Origin of the sequence: Actinomyces glycerinitolerans, from assembly GCF_900098745.1 — a bacterium.
Classification (GTDB): Bacteria; Actinomycetota; Actinomycetes; order Actinomycetales; family Actinomycetaceae; genus Actinomyces; species Actinomyces glycerinitolerans.
This window is the reverse complement of sequence record NZ_FQTT01000010.1, coordinates 367,857-387,817: the sequence shown is the minus strand read 5'-3', so window position 1 is coordinate 387,817 and position 19,961 is coordinate 367,857. Positions and strand designations below refer to the sequence as shown.

The 19,961-nt window shown below is 66.2% G+C and carries 11 protein-coding genes; 10 read left to right on the top strand and 1 reads right to left on the bottom strand.

Annotated elements, in window-relative coordinates; genetic code table 11:
• Nucleotides 1-896: 896 nt before the first annotated feature.
• The gene (locus tag ACGLYG10_RS08140; protein ID WP_073330254.1) at nucleotides 897-2,930 is read left to right on the top strand and encodes an oxidoreductase; all 2,034 of its coding nucleotides are present in this window, start codon (nucleotides 897-899) and stop codon (nucleotides 2,928-2,930) included.
• Nucleotides 2,931-2,992: 62 nt separating this feature from the next.
• Entirely contained in the window at nucleotides 2,993-3,574 is a 582-nt protein-coding gene (locus tag ACGLYG10_RS08135; RefSeq protein ID WP_073330532.1) for an O-acetyl-ADP-ribose deacetylase, read from the top strand.
• Between the two features lie 283 nt (nucleotides 3,575-3,857).
• Here the strand turns inward: ACGLYG10_RS08135 and ACGLYG10_RS08130 are convergent, their stop codons facing one another.
• Entirely contained in the window at nucleotides 3,858-4,220 is a 363-nt protein-coding gene (locus tag ACGLYG10_RS08130) for a DUF6054 family protein (protein ID WP_073330251.1), read from the bottom strand.
• 340 nt (nucleotides 4,221-4,560) lie between these two features.
• Here ACGLYG10_RS08130 and ACGLYG10_RS08125 point away from each other — a divergent pair, with 340 nt between their 5' ends.
• From ACGLYG10_RS08125 to ACGLYG10_RS15940, 8 genes are all read left to right on the top strand, one after another.
• Complete coding sequence (locus ACGLYG10_RS08125; RefSeq protein WP_073330248.1) at nucleotides 4,561-7,080, top strand: ATP-dependent Clp protease ATP-binding subunit; 2,520 nt, start codon at nucleotides 4,561-4,563, stop codon at nucleotides 7,078-7,080.
• A 512-nt stretch (nucleotides 7,081-7,592) separates the two neighbouring features.
• Nucleotides 7,593-8,816: a hypothetical protein gene (locus ACGLYG10_RS08120; protein ID WP_083565760.1), complete on the top strand. Its 1,224-nt coding sequence runs from the start codon at nucleotides 7,593-7,595 to the stop codon at nucleotides 8,814-8,816.
• A complete protein-coding gene (gene pelF / locus ACGLYG10_RS08115) occupies nucleotides 8,810-10,597 on the top strand; it encodes a GT4 family glycosyltransferase PelF (protein ID WP_073330245.1) in 1,788 nt (595 codons plus the stop codon). Before ACGLYG10_RS08120 ends, pelF begins: the two co-directional genes overlap by 7 nt.
• The gene (locus ACGLYG10_RS08110) at nucleotides 10,594-11,718 is read left to right on the top strand and encodes a putative glycoside hydrolase (RefSeq protein WP_073330242.1); all 1,125 of its coding nucleotides are present in this window, start codon (nucleotides 10,594-10,596) and stop codon (nucleotides 11,716-11,718) included. Before pelF ends, ACGLYG10_RS08110 begins: the two co-directional genes overlap by 4 nt.
• A gap of 488 nt (nucleotides 11,719-12,206) precedes the next feature.
• Complete coding sequence (gene ppdK / locus ACGLYG10_RS08105; RefSeq protein WP_073330526.1) at nucleotides 12,207-14,912, top strand: pyruvate, phosphate dikinase; 2,706 nt, start codon at nucleotides 12,207-12,209, stop codon at nucleotides 14,910-14,912.
• 476 nt (nucleotides 14,913-15,388) lie between these two features.
• Nucleotides 15,389-15,658 (top strand): hypothetical protein, encoded by a 270-nt coding sequence (locus tag ACGLYG10_RS08100; protein ID WP_073330239.1) that lies wholly within the window; start codon nucleotides 15,389-15,391, stop codon nucleotides 15,656-15,658.
• A gap of 60 nt (nucleotides 15,659-15,718) precedes the next feature.
• A complete protein-coding gene (locus ACGLYG10_RS08095) occupies nucleotides 15,719-17,830 on the top strand; it encodes a DUF6571 family protein (RefSeq protein WP_073330236.1) in 2,112 nt (703 codons plus the stop codon).
• Nucleotides 17,831-19,161: 1,331 nt separating this feature from the next.
• Nucleotides 19,162-19,827 (top strand): hypothetical protein, encoded by a 666-nt coding sequence (locus ACGLYG10_RS15940; protein WP_139240909.1) that lies wholly within the window; start codon nucleotides 19,162-19,164, stop codon nucleotides 19,825-19,827.
• Nucleotides 19,828-19,961 lie beyond the last annotated feature (134 nt).

The following is a 19,961-nucleotide window of genomic DNA, read 5'->3' as shown; positions in this document are numbered from 1 at the left end:
AGGTTTAGGAGTCTCGAGGGTGATGCCTTGAAGGTGTTCTGGACGTTCGTTGACGGCCTCGGCGGTGAAGGTCTCGCGCCGGTTTGGGTCGCTTCCTGGGCGCTCTCAGACGGTCCAACTGAGAATCGGGGTCCAAACTGAGGGACGGGGTCCAAACCGGCTCTTCCGGTTCGGGGGTGAGGTGGTGGGGGTGAGGTGGTGTCTGGGGTGTGTGGTTGTTTGCGGTTCGGTCGGCCGACCCGCGCAGGCTCTACTTGGACCGCCCAGCTCTGCTTGGACCGCCCTAGACGCCGTCTCAGGCGGTCCAACGGGGGGAACACGGTCCAAGTAGGGGGCCCGTCCGTCCGCGGCCCGCCGTTGGCGGCGAATCCCGTGTGCGGTGGCCCAAAGTGTCCAGGATCGGCACAAACGGCTCCGACGTCGCAGACAGCCACAGGCAGAACGTTGGAATCATGCGGTTTCAGAAACGACCCCAGCGGTCGCCGACGGTCTTTGTGCCGAATTTGGACATTCCGCCCCACCAGCACACCCGGGCACACACCCCACACCCACCAGCACCCAACCCACAACACTCACCAACCCCCCAAACCGCAAGAGCCTCCAAACCGCGGGATGAAGGCCGGCCCGCCGGGACGCCGCCTCGGTGGGCGTCCTCGACGGCCCCGTCCCGCAGCCTCAACGTTCCAAGTATCTCGAAGCTCACTGTATGGCAAGTAAAGGCTCGCCTATTCCGGGTATTCCGGTGGGCTCGCGGGGATCATATTCCGGAAGATCCTGCGATCGTCGCGAACGGCGGCGGCGCCCCTGCTCCTTATCCCTGGTTCTCGCCTAATAGCGGGTGTTACGATTGTTATCACGCCGCATTTCGGATGCGCCGAGTTCAAGGAGGAACCGGTATGTCCACGTCCCTACAAACCGAATTACCGCACGCGGAGTTATTCGAACCCACCCGTGTGGGCAGCATCGAGGTCAAGAACCATTACGCCATGGGGCCGATGGGTCCGTTGGGATTCTCCACCGCCGAGGGCGGTTGGAACCAGCGGGCCATTGAGTTCTATACGACGCGGGCGCGCGGCGGCATCGGGTTGATCATCACCGGCGTGTGCCAGGTGACCAATCCCGCCGACGGCGTCCCGCCGGGCCTGATCCCCAACCCGACGCAGTCCCCCGGTCTATTCATGACCACCAGCCGCGACCTGACCGAACGCGTACACGGCTACGACGCCAAGATCGTCCTTCAAGCCGGGGCCGGCTTCGGCCGCGTGATCACCAAGGCGATCCTCGGTGGCCGCACGCCGGTCGCTCCGTCGGCGATCCCCTACCGCTGGGACCCCTCCATCACCTGCCGCGAGATGACGGTGGAAGAGATTCAGGGCGTCGTCGAGCAATTCCGTATTACCGGAGCGGTGGCGCGCGAGGCGGGATTCGACGGCATTCAGGTGCACGCCGTCCACGAGGGCTACCTGCTCGACCAATTCGCCATCTCCTTCTTCAACCACCGCACCGACGAATACGGCGGCTCCCTGGAGAACCGGTTGCGCTTCGCGCGCGAGGTGGTCGAGGCGATTCACGCCGGCGCCGGCGACGACTTCCCCGTGCAGCTGCGCTTCTCCCCGAAGTCCATGATCAAGGCCTTCGGTGTGGGCGCCATGCCGGGGGAGCGCTTTGCCGAGGTGGGCCGGGACATCGACGAGGGCATCGAGGCGGCCCGCCTGCTCGTGTCCTACGGGTATGAGGCGCTCGACGTCGACGTCGGCTCCTACGACTCCTGGTACTGGAGCCACCCGCCGATGTACCAGGCCAAGGGCCTGTACGTCCCCTATGCGCGTCAATTGCACGAGGCCTGCCCCGACATCCCGCTGATCGTCGCCGGCCGCATGGATGATCCGGAGCTCGCGGCCGCGGCCACCGCCGACGGTACCGCCACCCTGATCTCCCTAGCCCGCCCGACGCTCGCGGACCCGGAGATCGTCAACAAGCTGCAGCGGGGCCGGCGCGACCTGGTGCGCCCCTGCATCTCCTGCCAGGAGGGCTGCATCGGCCGCATCGAGCACTACTCGTCGCTGCGCTGCGCCGTCAACCCGCTGGCGGCCCGGGAGACCGAACGCCCGCTGCCGCAGGCCAACGACCGCACCCGCATGCGCGTGCTGATCGTGGGCGGCGGCGTAGCCGGCATGGAGGCGGCCCGGGTACTGGCCGAACGCGGCCATACCCCGGTGCTGTACGAGGCCTCCGACCGCCTCGGCGGCGTGGTCATCGCCGGCGGGCAGCCGTCGTTCAAGGAGGACGACCTCGCCCTCATCGCCTGGTACGAGCGCCAGCTGGAGGACCTCGGGGTCGAAGTGCACCTGAACTCGCCCGTGGATGCCGCCGTCATCCGCGCCTCCGGAGCCGACCACGTGCTCATCGCGACCGGCTCCAACCCGCGGCTGCTGGACCTCGGTGAAGGCGTGCCCGTGGTTGAGGCCACCGACGCCCTGCTCGACCAGGACGCCCTCGGCAAGCAGGTCGTCATCATCGGTGGCGGCCTGACCGGCTGTGAACTGGCGATCTCGCTGCGCGAGCGCGGCGTCGAGGTCACGATCGTGGAGGCGCTGTCGGACGTGCTGGAGAAGAACGCCCCGCTGTGCATGGCCAACCACGCCATGCTTCACGACCTGGTCCCCTACCGCGGGGTCGAGGTGCTCACCGACGCCCGCGCCGAGCGCGTGACCGACGCCGGCCTGCTGGTCAGTGTCGACGGCGAACAGCGCCTGGTCCCGGCGCAGACGGTGGTCACCGCGATCGGCTGCACCCCGCGCCACGAACTGGAGACCGAGGTGAAGGCCGCCGGCATCCCCTACCACGTGGTGGGTGACGCCCGCCGATGCGCCAACATCATGTACGCGATCTGGGACGGCTTCGAGGTCGCCAGCCAGCTCGCCAAGTAGCGCCTACGTCGCCTGCGGGATGCGCGCCCGACGGTCGATGCGGCTGCCACAATGGGGGCATGATGCGGATAGAAGCGGTACGCGGAGACATCACCACCCAGGAGGTGGACGCCATCGTCAACGCGGCCAACTCCGGGCTGCTCGGAGGCGGGGGTGTGGACGGCGCCATTCACCGCGCCGCCGGGCCGCGCTTGCTCCAGGCCTGCCGCGAGCTGCGCGCCACCAGCCTGCCCGATGGGCTGCCGGTGGGGGAGGCCGTGGCCACCCCCGGCTTCGACCTGCCCGCCCGCTGGGTCATCCACACCGTGGGACCCAACCGGCATGCGGGCCAGACCGACCCCGCCCTGCTGCGCGCAGCCTTCCGCTCCAGCCTGGAACTGGCCCAGGAACTCGGCTGCCGCAGTGTGGCCATGCCGGCGATCTCCGCGGGCGTGTACGGCTGGGATGCCGACGCCGTCGCCCGCGCCGCCGTGACTGAGACGCGCGCGCTCGCTGCCCGGGCCGACACGACCAGTGGCGTGGAAGTATGCGGAACCGACGTCGTCGACGCCGCTGCGGAGCAGGCGCGCGAACTGGAGCTGGTGCGCTTCGTGCTCTTCTCCGACCGGCTGCTGCGGGCCTTCCAGGCGGCGCTGGATGCCTGAAGCGCGGTGATCGGCGGCTCTCCCGCCAGAGCTGCCAGGCGTTGACGCACATGAGGCCGGTCGGGTTGGTCGGGTGTGTGGTGGGTGGGGTGTCTGCAACGCGGGTTGGGCGTTAACAACGCTACTTAACGTTCTGCTGTGTGCCTCGGAGCCCTTCAGCAGACCGTTAACTGGCGTTGTTAACCCCGAAGTGGCGTAGTAGATGACCCGACTTCCATGCACGGGGACGCCAGCAGCCACGTCCCGCGCTCTTGCTGCTCGGTCCTTGCACGGCAGCCCGGCGTCAGCGCTGGGGGAGAGCACCACGTTTGGACTCCCACGCGGTGCAGGCGCTGGCGAGGGTTTCGAGGAAGGCTTCTTCCCCGAAAGTATTGATCTTCATGAAGAGTGCCTGGCTGCCGCCGACGGTGATACCGACGACGTGGACGGCGTCGCCGTCCTCGACGGCCGTTAACGTCATGCCGACGCGGTTGCTCCCGGTCCAGGAGTAGCGCTCGAAGGCGCGCACCGCCACCCGCCCGGCGGCGGTCCTGACGTCGGCGGAGGGCTCCTCCGACGCGGAGATGGACTGGCCGACGATGGAGTCTGTGAGGAAGGGGATAAGCTCGTCGTAGGGGCCGATGAGACTGCGGGTGTAGACAGACATTTGGATTCCCATCGAGTACAGCACGTGAATCGAGCAAGCGGTAACGGACGCAGCGAGCCTATACGACTGTGTGACTGTATGAGCGAGCTCGCTGCGCCCGCGTAGGGGAGAGGATTCCGGGGTGACCGGCCCCTGCGACGAGGGTCTGCATGCGCCCGCCCCTCCCTTATTCCTGAGTCGGCCCGACTCAACCCTGCTCACGCCCACTGCGAACAGGGGCATCGGCGCCGGCCTCGCGCCGTTAGCCTTATCAGCGCGTGCCCCGCGTTCCCCCAATCCGGGCAGTGCCCGAACCCGGGCAACGCGATCACCAACCGCACGTGCCGAGGAGCAATCAGCGATGTTCGAACGCTTTACCGACCGCGCCCGCCGCGTCGTCGTCCTGGCCCAGGACGAGGCCCGCGCGCTCAACCACAATTACATCGGCACCGAGCACCTCCTTCTGGGCCTGATCCACGAAGGCGAAGGTGTCGCCGCCAAGGCGCTGGAGTCGATGGACATCTCCCTGGACGCCGTGCGCGCCCAGGTCGTGGAGATCATCGGCGAGGGCCAGTCGGCCCCCTCCGGACACATCCCCTTCACGCCCCGCGCCAAGAAGGTGCTGGAACTGTCCCTGCGCGAGGCGCTGCAGCTGGGCCACAACTACATCGGCACCGAGCACATCCTGCTCGGCCTGCTGCGCGAGGGCGAGGGTGTGGCCGCCCAGGTGCTGACCAAGCTCGGCGCCGACCTGTCCACCGTCCGGCAGACCGTCATGCAGATGCTCTCCGGCTACGAGGGCAAGGAGACCGTCACCGCCGGCGGCTCCAACAAGGAGGGCACGCCGTCGGGCTCCGCCATCCTGGACCAGTTCGGCCGCAACCTCACCGCGGCCGCGCGCGAGGGCAAGCTGGACCCGGTCATCGGCCGCCACAAGGAGATGGAGCGCGTCATGCAGATCCTCTCCCGGCGCACCAAGAACAACCCCGTACTGATCGGCGAGCCCGGCGTCGGCAAGACCGCCGTCGTCGAGGGCCTCAGCCAGGCGATCGTCCACGGGGACGTGCCCGAGACCCTGCGGGACAAGCAGTTGTACTCCCTGGACATGGGCTCGCTCGTGGCCGGCTCCCGCTACCGCGGTGACTTCGAGGAGCGCCTGAAGAAGGTGCTCAAGGAGGTGCGCACCCGCGGCGACATCATCCTGTTCATCGACGAGATCCACACCCTCGTCGGGGCGGGCGCCGCCGAGGGCGCCGTCGACGCCGCCAGCATCCTCAAGCCGATGCTGGCCCGCGGCGAGCTGCAGACCATCGGCGCCACCACCCTGGACGAGTACCGCAAGATCGAGAAGGACGCCGCCCTGGAGCGCCGTTTCCAGCCGGTCACCGTCGAGCAGCCCTCCATCGACGAGACCATTGAGATCCTCGGCGGGCTGCGCGACCGCTACGAGGCCTTCCACCACGTGGTGATCACCGACGAGGCCATCGAGGCGGCCGCCAAGCTGGCCGACCGCTACATCAATGACCGCTTCCTGCCGGACAAGGCCATCGACCTGATCGACGAGGCGGGCGCGCGCCTGCGCATCCGCCGCATGACCGCTCCGCCGGAGCTGCGTGAGATCGACGAGAAGATCGCCGCCGTCAAGCAGGAGAAGGAGTCGGCCATCGATGATCAGGACTTCGAGCGCGCCGCCTCCCTGCGCGACGACGAGCGCCGCCTCGGCGAGGAGCGCGTCGCCAAGGAGAAGGCCTGGAAGTCCGGCGACCTCGACCAGGTGGCCGAGGTGGATGAGAACCTGGTGGCCGAGGTGCTGGCCATGTCCACCGGCATCCCGGTGGTCAAGCTCACCGAGACCGAGTCCGCCAAGCTGCTGGGTATGGAGACCGAGCTGCACAAGCGCATCGTCGGCCAGGACAAGGCCATCGAGGCCCTGTCGAAGTCGATCCGCCGCACCCGCGCCGGCCTGAAGGACCCCAAGCGCCCCGGTGGCTCGTTCATCTTCGCCGGCCCCACCGGCGTGGGTAAGACCGAGCTGGCCAAGGCCCTGGCGGAGTTCCTCTTCGACGACGAGGACGCCCTGATCCAGCTCGACATGTCCGAGTTCGCCGAGAAGCACACGGTTTCCCGGCTGTTCGGAGCGCCCCCCGGCTACGTCGGCTACGACGAGGGCGGTCAGCTCACCGAGAAGGTGCGTCGGCGTCCCTTCAGCGTGGTGCTGTTCGACGAGGTTGAGAAGGCCCACCCGGACATCTTCAACTCGCTGCTGCAGATCCTGGAGGACGGTCACCTCACCGACGCCCAGGGCCGCGTGGTCGACTTCAAGAACACCGTCATCATCATGACCACCAACCTCGGCTCCAAGGACATCGGCAAGTCCGTGGCCACGGGCTTCCAGTCCACCGAGGGCGGCACCATGGACTACGAGGAGATGAAGGCGCACGTCAACCGCGAGCTCAAGCAGCAGTTCCGGCCCGAGTTCCTCAACCGTGTGGACGACCTGATCGTCTTCCCGCAGTTGACCAAGGCGGAGGTGCGTCAGATCGTCGACCTGATGATCGGTCGCCTGTCTCAGCGTCTGGCCGAGCAGGAGATGAGCATCGAGCTGACCGATGCCGCCAAGGAGCTGCTCGCCGAGCGCGGCTTCGACCCGGTGCTCGGTGCCCGCCCGCTGCGCCGCGCCATCCAGCGCGACATCGAGGACGCCCTGAGCGAGAAGATCCTCTTCGGGGAGATCGAGCGGGGCCAGAAGGTCCTGGTCGACGCCGAGGGCGAGGGCATCCTGGGTGAGTTCACCTTCCGGGGCATGCCCCGTGAAGAGGCCGAGGACGCCGTGCGCGAGGCCGAGGAGATCGCCTCCGCCGCGGCCGAGCCGGCGCAGTGAGCCCGGACCCGGAGTGACCGCCCGTCACCGCCGCGCCTGCACAGGGGCCCGGCACAGTGGCCCGCGCCGGCACGCCGGCCGGCCGGGCACCTGACTCCGGTGCGCTAGCGCGCAGTCGCTGACACGCTCCACCAACGCGGCGGGGCCGTCCCACAGGGGACGGCCCCGCCTTCATGCCTGTGGCCGAGGTTGAGGACGTCGGTCATGCCGGTGCGCGGATCGCCGGTACGGGCGTCGCAAGATGCTTGTTATCGCGGGACTGTGAAAACGATGTGACCTTTGTGGTACTTGCCGGATTTCATTAATGGCGAGCGCATTCTCGGCTAATGTGTGCGCGGTAGTAGCACGCAAGTACTTGGCTACGCATGCGTTGATGGGCTCCACCGGCGCGGCGTGCCGCCTCACGCACCAAGGAAATACTTCTAATGACTGCGAACGTGCCTGTCGTTAGCCGACAAGCGTCTCCGCTTCCCGGCTGGATCAGGCCCCTGACCGGCCCCGATGAACCCCGCTTGAGATGTAAGGCCACTTGGGTCGTCAAGACCCTGCTGCTGGCCATGTCGCCCGCCATTCTCCTGGGACTGTCCTATCCGCTGGCCATCCGCCGGATGGAGGGGCACGCCGTCGCCGGCGTCCCCATTGCCTCCCTGATCGTGAGCGTTGCGGTGGCCGTCCCCTGGCTCAGCCAGGTCACCTGCGGGCCCGTCTACCGGCTCATGGGCTCGGTCGCAGACACCGAGCCCGGCCAGTGCGTCCGGCAGTTCGCCCGGCTGTGGCCGACCGTGCTGGCCTTCTCCGTCGTCCCGGTGCTTCTCGTCAGCGCACTGGTGGGTGCGACCACGCACTGGCCCGCGCTGACGATCGCGGCGCACTTCCTGCTGCTGCTGGAGAACATGGTTTTCGCGCAGTCCCTCATGGTGGCGGATCTGTTGCGGCGTCGGCGCCACTGGGCGCTGGGCTGGCTTGCCTACGCCGCCGCGGTCCTGCTGCTTCCGACGGCGTGGTACCTGCCGCCGCTGCTGGCCACCCTCACCCAGGTCGTGCCGATGCGGTCCGCCCTGGCCGGCCTGCTCCGCCCGCTCCCGGTACGCATTGGGGAGTATGTGGTCGACATGGGGCGCGGCCTCGTTCTCGGCGGGGTGCTGTGGGCGGACAAGCTCCTGCTCTTCCTGACCCTGGGCACGCAGTGGCGCATCGCCCTGGCCTACTTGTGTCTCCAGCCGGCGGTCCTCGGCTACAGCTTCTACTTCGCGATCGCCACCCCCAGGGTGACCGGCGCGCTAACCGACTTCCACCGGGGGCTGGAGTCGGTAAGCATTGACTCCCTGCGTGACCGCAGCCGCTACCTAACCAGGCTGCTGGATCGCGCGCTCGTGCGCGCTGGGATCGTGGCGGCCCTCGGGGTGGTGGCGGTAGTGGTGGTCATCGCCCTGGTCGACCCGGCATCCGTGGCCGATGCTCTGGCCGTCGCGCTCGGCTCGGCGCTGCTGGCGGTGCTGACCCTGCTCGCATACGAGATCGACCACGCCGGGGACCCGGCACTGGCACTGGCCCTGTCCGGCGCGCACCTGCTGGCAGCACTCATGGCGTTCACACTGGTGGGCGGCCTGGCCGCGTCCTTCGCCGCGACCGCGCTGGTCGACCTTGCCTTGATCGCCGTCTCGGTGGTCGTTTACCGGGCGCGGTGGTCCTCACCCGAGTACTCATTCTTCTGGCGAAAGGCCCTGTCATGGTGAACAGCAATACCGACCGCGTTACCGGCCGGGCGGACGGCGTCGATCCGGCGGCTGCGGTCCTCCCCGACGGCGTTCCCGCCGACGGGCGCTATGACGAGGTTGACGTCGCCATCGTCATGGAGTCGACCTACCCCTATCTCAAGGGCGGCGTGTCCGCGGTCGTGCATGACATCATCACCGGCAACCCCGATCTCTCATTCGGGATCATCCACATCACCTGGGACCATGACTGTCCGCGCACCGATCTGTACGGCATGCCGGGCAATGTGCGTTGGGTCAAGGTCGTGTACCTGTCCATGGCCGACCACCCGGAATTCACCTCCAGTCGACCCGCGGACCTGCACATGAACCACCGCGAGCGGCTCGTGCTGGCGCACCGGCTCGTCGACGCCCTTCAGGCTCTGGCCGCCGGCGAGGGCAAGCCGGTGTGGGATCTGATCGCGGAGGGTATGGCGGCCTCGACGCGCCGCTATCCGCTGTGGGCGCTACTCGGATCCGCTGAATTCATGGAGACGTATCGCGACCGTATGCCCACGCTGGGAATGTCACTGAGCGAGCTGTTTTGGTGCCTGCGCGAATTCTTCTCCCTGGCGTACGCCGTTTTAGGTGAGACCATGCCCCGTGCGCGCGTGTATCACGCTCACACCACCGGCTATGCCTCTCTCCTGGCGGCCAATGCCGCCCGGGAGAACGACGCCTCATTCCTGCTGACCGAGCACAACCTCTACGTGCGCGATACGATCAATACCCTGCTCGGACGGCGCATGGACAAGCCGGTCACCTCGCAGGACTATCGGACCTTCGACGTCGGCGGACGAGAGCGTATGTGGATGGCCTGGTGGATCGAGATGGGGCGCCTGTGCTACCCGGAGGCCTACGCCACCACCTACCTGTATCCGGACGCTGTTACGGAGGCGCGGGCCCTGGGACTCAACTCGGGCTCGATCCGCGTCATCCCCAACGGCATCGTCATCGACGAGTTCGACGCGGCCTACGCCGAGCGGCAGGCCGCAATCGCCTCCCTGCGCGACGGCGGGGCGGACTCCCACCGGTGGCGGCTGGTGTACATCGCCAGGGTCGTACCTATCAAGGGGCTGCTCGACCTCATCGAATCCATGCGCATTCTGCGCGAGCGCGGTCTGCGCTTCCATCTGGATGTATGCGGTCCCACCGAGCACGCTCCCGAGTACTACGAGCGCTGTGCCGCGCGAATCGCGGAACTGGGGCTGGAAGACTTCATCACGGTGCGCGGCACGATCAATGTGCGCGAGCATCTGAGCGACTGGGATCTCTTCCTACTTCCCTCCTATAACGAGGGCCTGCCCATGGTGTCCCTGGAGACCATGGGGGCTGGCATTCCCACCGTGTCCACAGACGTGGGGGCGCTGCGTCCCGTCGTCCTGGATGCCATCACCGCCCAGGACGGCACGGTGCTGGATCCCAGCGGCTTCATCATCCCTCCCGGGGATCCGACGCTCATGGCCGACCGGATCCAGCAGGTTACGGGCGACATCGACCTGTTCGAGCGGATGAGCCGTTCCGCTCGGGCCCGGGCGGAGACGGCCTTCAATCTGCTTAAGGTCAACGCCGCCTACCACGACCTGTTCCTGGAGGGTGGAGTCGGCGTTCGCCGTCGCCGCACCGACCGCATCCGTGCCGTGGGTGAGCAGCGGACCCGCGGAATCCAGTCGTTGTCGCCGAGGCGGGGACGTCACCGGGCCCCGCGGCGACGCAGACGCTGGGCCGGCCGCGTCTTCAAGGGCCACACGGCCGACAAATGACTGGCACTGGACCGGGCGTTGGCGCCTGGCTGCGTTACGGCGAGCCGATTGCGCCCGCAGAGGTGGACTTCGCCGTCGCCCACTACCGGACCGCTGTCCTCCAGCCCTGGGAGCGGGAGACGGCGGCCAGGCTCAAGGACGCCCGCCCCGGCATGACCGTGCTGGCGTACCGCTGTCTGTCCTCGGTGCGCGTCTTTGAGCCGCCGGAGCGGTGCGCCTCGGGGATCGGCTGGGCCGAGGCCCGTGACCGCGGCTGGATTGCTCGGCGCGGGGACGAGCCGGTGGAGTGGGATTCCTATCCGGGGCACTTCCAGACTCGTGTCTGGGATCCCGCCTACCGCGCCGCCTGGACGGAGCAGGTGGTTGCCTCCCTCGACGGCACCGCCTTCGACGGCGTCATGGCGGACAACGACGTCTTCGAGGACTACTACGACCTGCGCCTGCCCGCCATAGCCTCCGCCGACCCGGACGCTCCGGCGGAGGTCGCGGGCCTGCGGGCGGCGCTGGGCGAACTGGTGGAGACTGCGGGCCGGGCCCTGGCCGACGCTGGCCGGCTGCTGGTCCCCAATATCGCCGAGGCGCGGCGCGAGCCCGGCCGCTGGCGTCGGCATGCCGCCTGGGGTGGTGGCTTCGAGGAGTGCTGGCTGGGCTGGGGCGACGACGCCATGTTCGATGCGACGACGGCGGCCGCGCAGTTGGAGCAGCTCGACGGGCCGGGGCTCGCCCTGCTGCGTGCGCCGTCGGGCGGGCACGGGCCGGCGTGGGATGGATCGCCGCAGGGGCTGTATGGGCTGGCCCTCTTCTGGATCGTAGGCGCCGGCGCTCCGCGGCTGTCCTATACGGCCACCGGCCACAACGACTACTCGCGCACGCCCTGGTTCCCGGCGATGGACGCCGACCTCGGGCAGCCGCGCGGGCCCGTGCACAGGTCGGGCCGGGTGTGGCGGCGCCGTTTCGAGGGTGGCGTTGCAGCAGCGGTCCTAGATGGGGAGGTGGGTGGCACGGTCACCCTGCCCCCGGGCGCGGTACGGCCGGGGCCGCGGGGGCGGCCCGACGGTGAGCCACTGCCTCGGCGTCTGCGGCTGCGTCCCCATGAGGGCGTCATCGCCCTGACCCCATGAGCCGTTGTCCTGCCCTTCCTGGCTACGCGTTTGGGGGTGTGGCGTGTTGACAGGCGGGACGTGGCGTGCTGACGGGTGGCGGCTGTCTCGGGGGATAGTTTGCCGTGCTCGGGTCAACGGTTCGTGCGTTGGACCGCCGGTCCCCACTTGGCCCGACAACGACCTCCCGCACCCGATAACGAACCACGCAAACGCACGAACCGTCGGGCGATGACACGAGCCGTCAGACGAACGCGCGAACCTCATGGCGGGACCACGCCGCCGTCCTGCCCCGCCCACTGTGGGCTGGAGTTGTGCGACGCCACCGTGGGGGCTGCACCGTCGTCGACCCTACCCAACGCGGCCGGAGGCGCACGCTTTTGTTCGTACAAACATTTGCATTTAGGGGACACGACGCCAGGAAGTGGCATTAGGACTGAAGTCACATTACAGTGGCTCCTGTCAACGCGCACGGGCGCACATTTCACCAGAATCAGAAAGAGGCGATGATGCCCAAGTACGTGTACCGCTTCAGCGAGGGCGACAAGGATCAGCGGGACCTCCTGGGCGGTAAAGGGGCCAACCTCGCCGAGATGACCCGACTCGGCCTGCCGGTGCCACCCGGCTTCACCATCACCACCGACGCCTGCCGCGCCTACCTGCGCGACGGCGTCGTCCCCGATGAACTCGCCGTCCAGGTGACCACCGCCCTGCGGCAGGTCGAGGAGGAACTCGGCCGTCAACTGGGCGCCGCCGAGGACCCGCTGTTGGTCTCCGTGCGCTCCGGTGCCAAGTTCTCCATGCCCGGCATGATGGAAACCGTCCTGAACATCGGTCTGAACGACGCCTCCGTCCAGGGACTGGCCGCCGCCTCCGGGGATGAGCGCTTCGCCTGGGACTCCTACCGCCGCCTGATCCAGATGTTCGGCAAGACCGTCCTGGACATCGACGGTGACCTGTTCTCCGACGCCCTGGACGCCAAGAAGACCGCCCGCGGCGTCAGCCTGGACTACGAGCTCGATGTGGAGGCCCTCAAGGAGCTCGTTGAGGAGTACAAGGCGATCGTCGCCAAGACCGCCGGCATCGACTTCCCCCAGGACCCGCGCGCCCAGCTCGACATGGCCACGGAGGCCGTCTTCCGCTCCTGGAACACAGAGCGCGCACACATCTACCGGCGCCGCGAGAAGATCCCGCACGACCTGGGCACCGCCGTCAACGTGTGCACCATGGTGTTCGGCAACATGGGGGAGACCTCCGGCACCGGCGTGTGCTTCACCCGCGACCCCTCCACCGGCCGCTCCGGCGTGTACGGCGACTACCTGGTCAACGCCCAGGGCGAGGACGTCGTCGCCGGCATCCGCAACACCCTGTCACTGGCCGACCTGGAGCGCCTGGACAAGACCAGCTACGACGAGCTGCGCGCCGCCATGCGCCGCCTGGAGACCCACTACCGCGACCTGTGCGACATCGAGTTCACCATCGAGCGCGGCAAGCTCTGGCTGCTGCAGACCCGCGTGGGCAAGCGCACCGCCGCGGCCGCCTTCCGTGTCGCCACGCAGCTGGTGGACGAGAAGCTCATCACCATGGACGAGGCGCTCACCCGCGTCACCGGCGACCAGCTCAACCAGCTGATGTTCCCGCAGTTCGGCGACGTCACCGGCCACGACCTGCTCACCCGCGCCATGCCCGCCTCCCCGGGCGCCGCCGTCGGACACATCGCCTTCGACAACGCCGAGGCCGTCGCCCGCGCCGAGGCCGGTGAGTCCGTCATCCTGGTGCGCCGCGAGACCAACCCCGACGACCTGCCCGGCATGGTCGCCGCTGTCGGCGTGCTCACCGCCCGCGGCGGGAAGACCTCGCATGCGGCCGTGGTCGCCCGCGGCATGGGCAAGACCTGTGTGTGCGGCGCGGAGGCCCTCGACGTCGACGCCGAGTCCCGCACCGTGCGCGTGGCCGGGCGGGAGGCCCCGCTGACCAGCGACGACGTCATCGCCATCGACGGTGCCACCGGCGAGGTGTTCCTGGGCGAGGTCGCCGTCGTCGACTCGCCGGTCATGACCTACCTGCGCCGCGGCCTGGAGGCAGCACTCGACACCGCCGGCGACGTCGACACCCGCGAGCTGATCACCAGCGTGGACCGCATCATGCGGCGAGCCGACCAGGTGCGTCGCCTGCAGGTGCGCGCCAACGCCGACACTCCCGACGACGCCCGCCACGCCATCCACCGCGGCGCCCAGGGCGTGGGACTGTGCCGCACCGAGCACATGTTCCTCGGCGAGCGCAAGCAGCTGGTGCAGAACCTCATCCTCGCCGCCGACGACGCAGAGCGGGAGGCCGCTCTGGCCGCCCTGCTGCCGCTGCAGAAGGCCGACTTCGTGCAGATGTTGGAGACGATGGACGGCAAGCCGATGACGGTGCGCCTGATCGACCCGCCGCTGCACGAGTTCCTGCCCGACCTGACTCAGCTGAGCGTCAAGGTAGCGGTTGACCGTGAGCGCGGCACCCTGGACCCGGCCGACGAGGAGCTGCTGAACGTGGTGCGCCGCAACCACGAGGCCAACCCGATGCTCGGCCTGCGCGGCGTGCGGCTGCTGCTGACCATGCCCGGCCTTATCGAGCTGCAGGTGCGCGCCATCGCCGAGGCCGCCGTCGAACGCCTGCGGGCCGGTGGCGACCCCCGTCCGGAGGTGATGATCCCGCTGATCGGCTCGGTGCGGGAGCTGCAACTGGCGCGGGAGCGCGCGGAGTCGGTGCTGGCGGAGGTGTCCGCGGAGTCCGGCTACGAGCTGAACTTCCCGATCGGTTGCATGATCGAGCTGCCGCGCGCGGCCGTCACCGCCGCGCACATCGCCGAGGAGGCGGACTTCTTCTCCTTCGGCACCAACGACCTGACCCAGACCACCTGGGGCTTCTCCCGCGACGACGTGGAGTCCTCCTTCGTGGGCCGCTACATCGAGGCGGGCATCTTCGGCACTTCCCCGTTCGAGTCCATTGACGTCGACGGCGTGGGCGGCATGGTGCGGCTGGGCGTCGACGGCGGCCGGTCCACCAAGTCCGGCATGAAGATGGGCGTGTGCGGCGAGCACGGTGGTGACCCCGACTCGATCGCCTTCTTCCACCGGGTCGGCCTGGACTACGTGTCCTGCTCCCCGTTCCGCGTGCCCGTGGCGCGTCTGGAGGCCGGCCGGGCCGCGGTGCTGGCACCGACCGAGTGACGTCGACGGCATAGGCCGGCGTGCCATCAAGGCCGGCGTGATGCCGACTTAACGCGCTGACGGCGGGTTCTGGCCAGTGTCCTGGCGGAGCGTCAACCTGGCCGGTAACCCGTTGGGGCCGGCCGGTGGCCCGGCGGGGCGCAAAGGTAACCGGCCGGCGCGCCAGTCGGGCGGCGAGCCTGGCGGGCGCCCCACTGGCCGTCGTCTGCTGCGAGCCCTTGTCTCCTGATCCGAGCTTTTGCACCCTGGTGTACGGCAAATGACCGCACACCAGGGTGCAAAAGCTCGTAGTAGGGAGCATTCGGTCGTCGCAGGTGAGGGGCCGACTGGGCGGGATCCTGACACGCTGCGTACAGGTGGTCGAGTGCCGCGCGAGCCAGAGGGCTTATAACAGAGGTGCTGTCGCCTGTTCGATGCGGTACAGTGACAGTGCTGCAATGCCACGCACGAGTCGGTGCGGGACCCTGGAGGAAGAGATGTCTGAGAAGGAACAGCTCACCGAGTTGAAGGAATATGTCGACCGCAAAAACTGTGAAATAGGCCTGGTGAACCCATACGCGTGCACCATTGTGGAGGGGCTGTACGGCTGGGTAAATGCCTCCGATACCTGGGAGGGGCCATTGGCGGATGAAGAGTCTGAATACACTAAGGGCGAAATTGATGCCTTGATTGCGGTATTCGCCGGCCTCAGCGACGATCTCGCGACAGCGATAGCGAATGCGGAAAGCAGTGAGGAGAGTGACTGAGTTCCGCGAGGAATGCTGGCAACCCCATCCTAACGCTACCGAGGCGGGAGAACAACAGTAATGACGAAGGTATCCCTCAACGCCGAGAAATTAGAAACAGCTATCGCTCAAATCCGTGAGGTTGCCACTGACGCCGAGGGTGCCAGGACTTCCATCAATTTCCAGTTTAACAGTGCTGAAGTCTCCCTCTCCGACAGCAACTTCAGTTCGGACGCGTCGACTGCTATTGAAAACCTGAACCTCAGGGCAGACGAGATTGAGTCCTGTAAGGATGAGATCGTGCGACTGAATGAGTCCGGAATTGCGAGCATGAATGCGGACGGCGTCATCACATATAATCTGCCGGACACAGTGACGATCAATTCGTCGAAGGATCTCAGCTCAGTGGTCCAGGCGGAGATCGACGCGGAGAAGGCGAAGAACGCCGATCCCGATGAGTTGCTGGACCTGATGAATGGGTCTGTGGCAGATCATCAGAACGACGAGGTATATGCCGCCGCCTTCGCCGACGCCATGGGTCCCGAGGGCATGGCCAATCTGGCGTACATGATTGATAAGGATCGGCAGTATCAGCTTGAAAATCTTCCCGACTATGATCCGAACGACCCCGACAGTGACAAAGGCACACGCTGGGAACGGACCAACGATGCGTGGTTGTCCGCTCAGGCGACGCTGTCGATCTGCTTCGGCACCGCCACGAGCTCGTCGGCCTGGACTCCGCAGCACCGTTCGGAGTATGCGGAGGAGCTGGCGGAACTCGTCACGGACGAAGATCAGCCCTACTACATGCCTCTCGGCTTCAACCTGCTGCTGGAAGGAGCGAACCGAACCGCAGCGAACACGGTCGAGCTCGATGGCGAGGCCGCGCAGGCCGGTGGGGTGTTCAACAAGTACTTCCTGCAGGACCTCGGGCATGCTGTGGAGGCGCATGAGAAGACTTGCGAAGGGAACCCGGCGTGGCAGTCGCAACGGATGAAAGCGTCGCCCCCGGAAGGCTCTGTGGGTGATTGGGATCCCATGGCCGGGATTCTGACTGCGATGGGGCGTCAGCCCGATGCGGCATTGGATTTCCTGGCGCCGCCGGTTGATTATCGCGCCACCGAGCAGACGGTGGAGGTTGACGGGACTACTTGGGAGTGGCTTAAGGGACGTGAGTGGGACTCGAGCGGTTTTGAGGCGCTGAGCGCTGCGTTTGCGGGTGCTTCGGAGCATCGGCGGTTGACGACGGGGACGGAGGATGAGCGTGCTGCGTGGATCACGGAGCAGGCGGTGGTCGACATGGCCGGGCGTAAGGACGGCCTGTGGACGGACGCTTCGAGGCAGAACGCGGCCGTGGTGCTGGCTAACTCCATGCAGGAGATCGACGAGGCTGCGAGTGAACGTGATAACTCAGATCCGCCAACGCTATTCGTTGAAGGTCAACCGGCTAGATGGGAGGAAGCCCACTGGGGTGAAATCAGACTATTGATGCAGGAGACGCTTAAGGATGATGTTGCGCTGCTAACTGTCTCCGATGCGGCGGGTAGGTTTGCGTCGCAACGCCTGGATAGCTCGCTGGATGAGTTGCCTGCGGACGCGACCTACCAGGACGCGTACGATCAGGTTTCCCAAACGCGTTACGACGATGGCTGTTTGCTTGGATACATTCAAGGTGCGGCGGAGAAGGGGCGCGGCGACGAGGCGGCCGAAAAAGACGCGACCAACCAAATGATCCTCAGTGCCTTTGGCAAAGGGCTGAGCTTCATCCCGGGGCCACAGTCCGCTGTGGCTAGTCAAGCGCTAAGCATCGCCGAGTCCTACATGCTCGACGCTGCCGGCGACGCCTTACCATCCAATTCTGAACAGGCCAAAGAAGATGCGAAGGACATGCAGAGTGCCGTTAAGGTTCGGCTATTAGTTGAAACGTATGCGAAGCTCGATGAGCGGGGGTATTTGCCGGCCGGCGCATATGTGAATCCCGATGGGAAGCCATACGGTTATGCCTGGATGGATTATGATAATCAAGACGGCTCTCATATTGACGAAGAGGAGCTGCTTTCTAGTCCTGAAAACATCGCGAAGTTCAATAGCTGGATTACAGACCCCGACCTTAGGGGGGGGGTTCGAGCGAGGCTCGAGAGTCTACAGAAGGGTTCGCGAATGGCCGTGAGAAAGGGCTGGAGTGATGTATGAATATAGCTCGCGCTGTTCGCAGCATGGCATGCGCCTTGTACTGGCCGCGGTGTTGGCGATCTCGGCGTGCTGCGCTGGTGCGTGCTCCCATGATTCGGTCGCAGGGCCCTACTGTGGTTTATTTTCCGAGGAGGATGTAGATCCTATTGTGGGTCGCGTGGAGGATGTTAAAGAGAGAGCACATGGATTGCTGAATTGCGATATCCGTGGCGAGCGGGCCTTGTTGACGGTGTATGCTGCGGAAGATTCTTGGACTGCGTTTGGGCGCGGCGGTAATAATGCGTTTACGACGTTGGAGGCGATTACTGGAGGTGATGGGCGTGAGATTCCAGGAACCGACGCACGTGTCTTTTCTCACATGTCTGGTGGAGGGACTGAGGACCCTAACGCGTATGCTTATTGGTTGGAGGGTCGTGCCGGGTTTGCCATGTACACGGTGATTGCAGAGGATGCTGATGAGTCGACGGTGGCGGCGTTGGAGGAGTTGGTGATTAAGTACGCGCCACAGGTGCTGGATGGGGTGGCATCGCGTACAGCGGACCCGGGTCCTAACAGGTACATTCCGGACGCTTCGGTGCCAAGCGGTGGGCCGTCCGCCGATGGAACGGCGGCATCCAGTGCGGCTGAGCCTACGTCTGCAGGATCGCCAGGGCAGTGACAATGATGCGACTCAAGTTCAGGCGTGTGCTGTTACTCCGTGCTGTTGTGGCGGCGCTGCTAGTGGTCGCGCCGTTAGGTTGCGTAAGTGGTTGCGGTGAGGACTCGGTTGCGGGCCCATACTGTGGGCTGATTGCCGAGGAGGACGTGACTCCGATAGTGGGTCGTGTGACGGAGGTTGAGGAGGGGGATGGCGGACTGCTCTATTGTAGAGTTCGAGGTGAGCGCGCTGTACTGGTTGCAAGCGGTACGGACGACTCGTGGGTTTCGTATGGCCGCGGCGGTAATAATGCGTTTACGACGTTGGAGGCGATTACTGGAGGTGATGGGCGTGAGATTCCAGGAACCGACGCACGTGTCTTTTCTTACATGTCTGGTGGAGGGACTGAGAACTCTAACGCGTATGCATATTGGCTGGAAGGTCGCGCCGGGTTCACGATGTATACGGTGGTTGCCGAGGATGCTGACGAGTCGACGGTGGCGGCGTTGGAGGAGTTGGTGATTAAGTATGCCCCGCAGGTGCTGGATGGGGTGGACTCGCGTACAGCGGACCCCGGTCGCAACCGGGGCGATCCTGCCACTGGCACTCCCGGCCCCGAGCCGTCTGCCACTCAGACAACGGACTCGTCCAGAGAGGCGGAGTCTACGTCCACCGGATCGCCAGGCCAGTGACAATGCTGCAGTTCAAGTTCAGCCGTGTGACGTCACTCCTTGCCGTTGTGACGGTGGTGCTTGTGGTTGCATCGGTGGGCTGCGCGAGTGGCTGTGCCGGCGACTCGGTTGCGGGCCCTTATTGTGGGTTGATTGCGGAGGAGGATGTGACTCCTATTGTGGGTCGTGTGACGGAGGTCGAGGAGGGTAGTGACGGAGTGTTCTACTGTAGTATTGAGGGCGAGCGTGCCGTATTGGCCGCGCACGGTACGGCGGATTCATGGGTGGCGTTCGGGCGTGGTGGTAATAATGCGTTTACCACGTTGGAGGCGATTGCCGGGGGTGAGGGGCGTGAGGTCCCGGGTACGGATGCGCGTGTATTCTCTTACGTGTTTGGTAGTGGGACTGAGAGTGCTAACGCGTATGCTTATTGGTTGGAGGGTCGTGCCGGGTTTGCCATGTACACGGTGATTGCAGAGGATGCTGATGAGTCGACGGTGGCGGCGTTGGAGGAGCTGGTGATCAAGTACGCGCCACAGGTGCTGGATGGGGTGGCATCGCGTACGGAGGACCCCGGTCCTAACAGGTACATTCCGGACGCTTCGGTGCCAAGCGGTCGGCTGTCCGCCGATGGAACGGCGGCATCCAGTGCGGCTGAGCCTACGTCTGCAGGATCGCCAGGGCAGTGACAATGATGCGACTCAAGTTCAGGCGTGTGCTGTTACTCCGTGCTGTTGTGGCGGCGCTGCTAGTGGTCGCGCCGTTAGGTTGCGTAAGTGGTTGCGCTGATGATTCGGTTGCGGGCCCGTATTGTGGTGTTTTT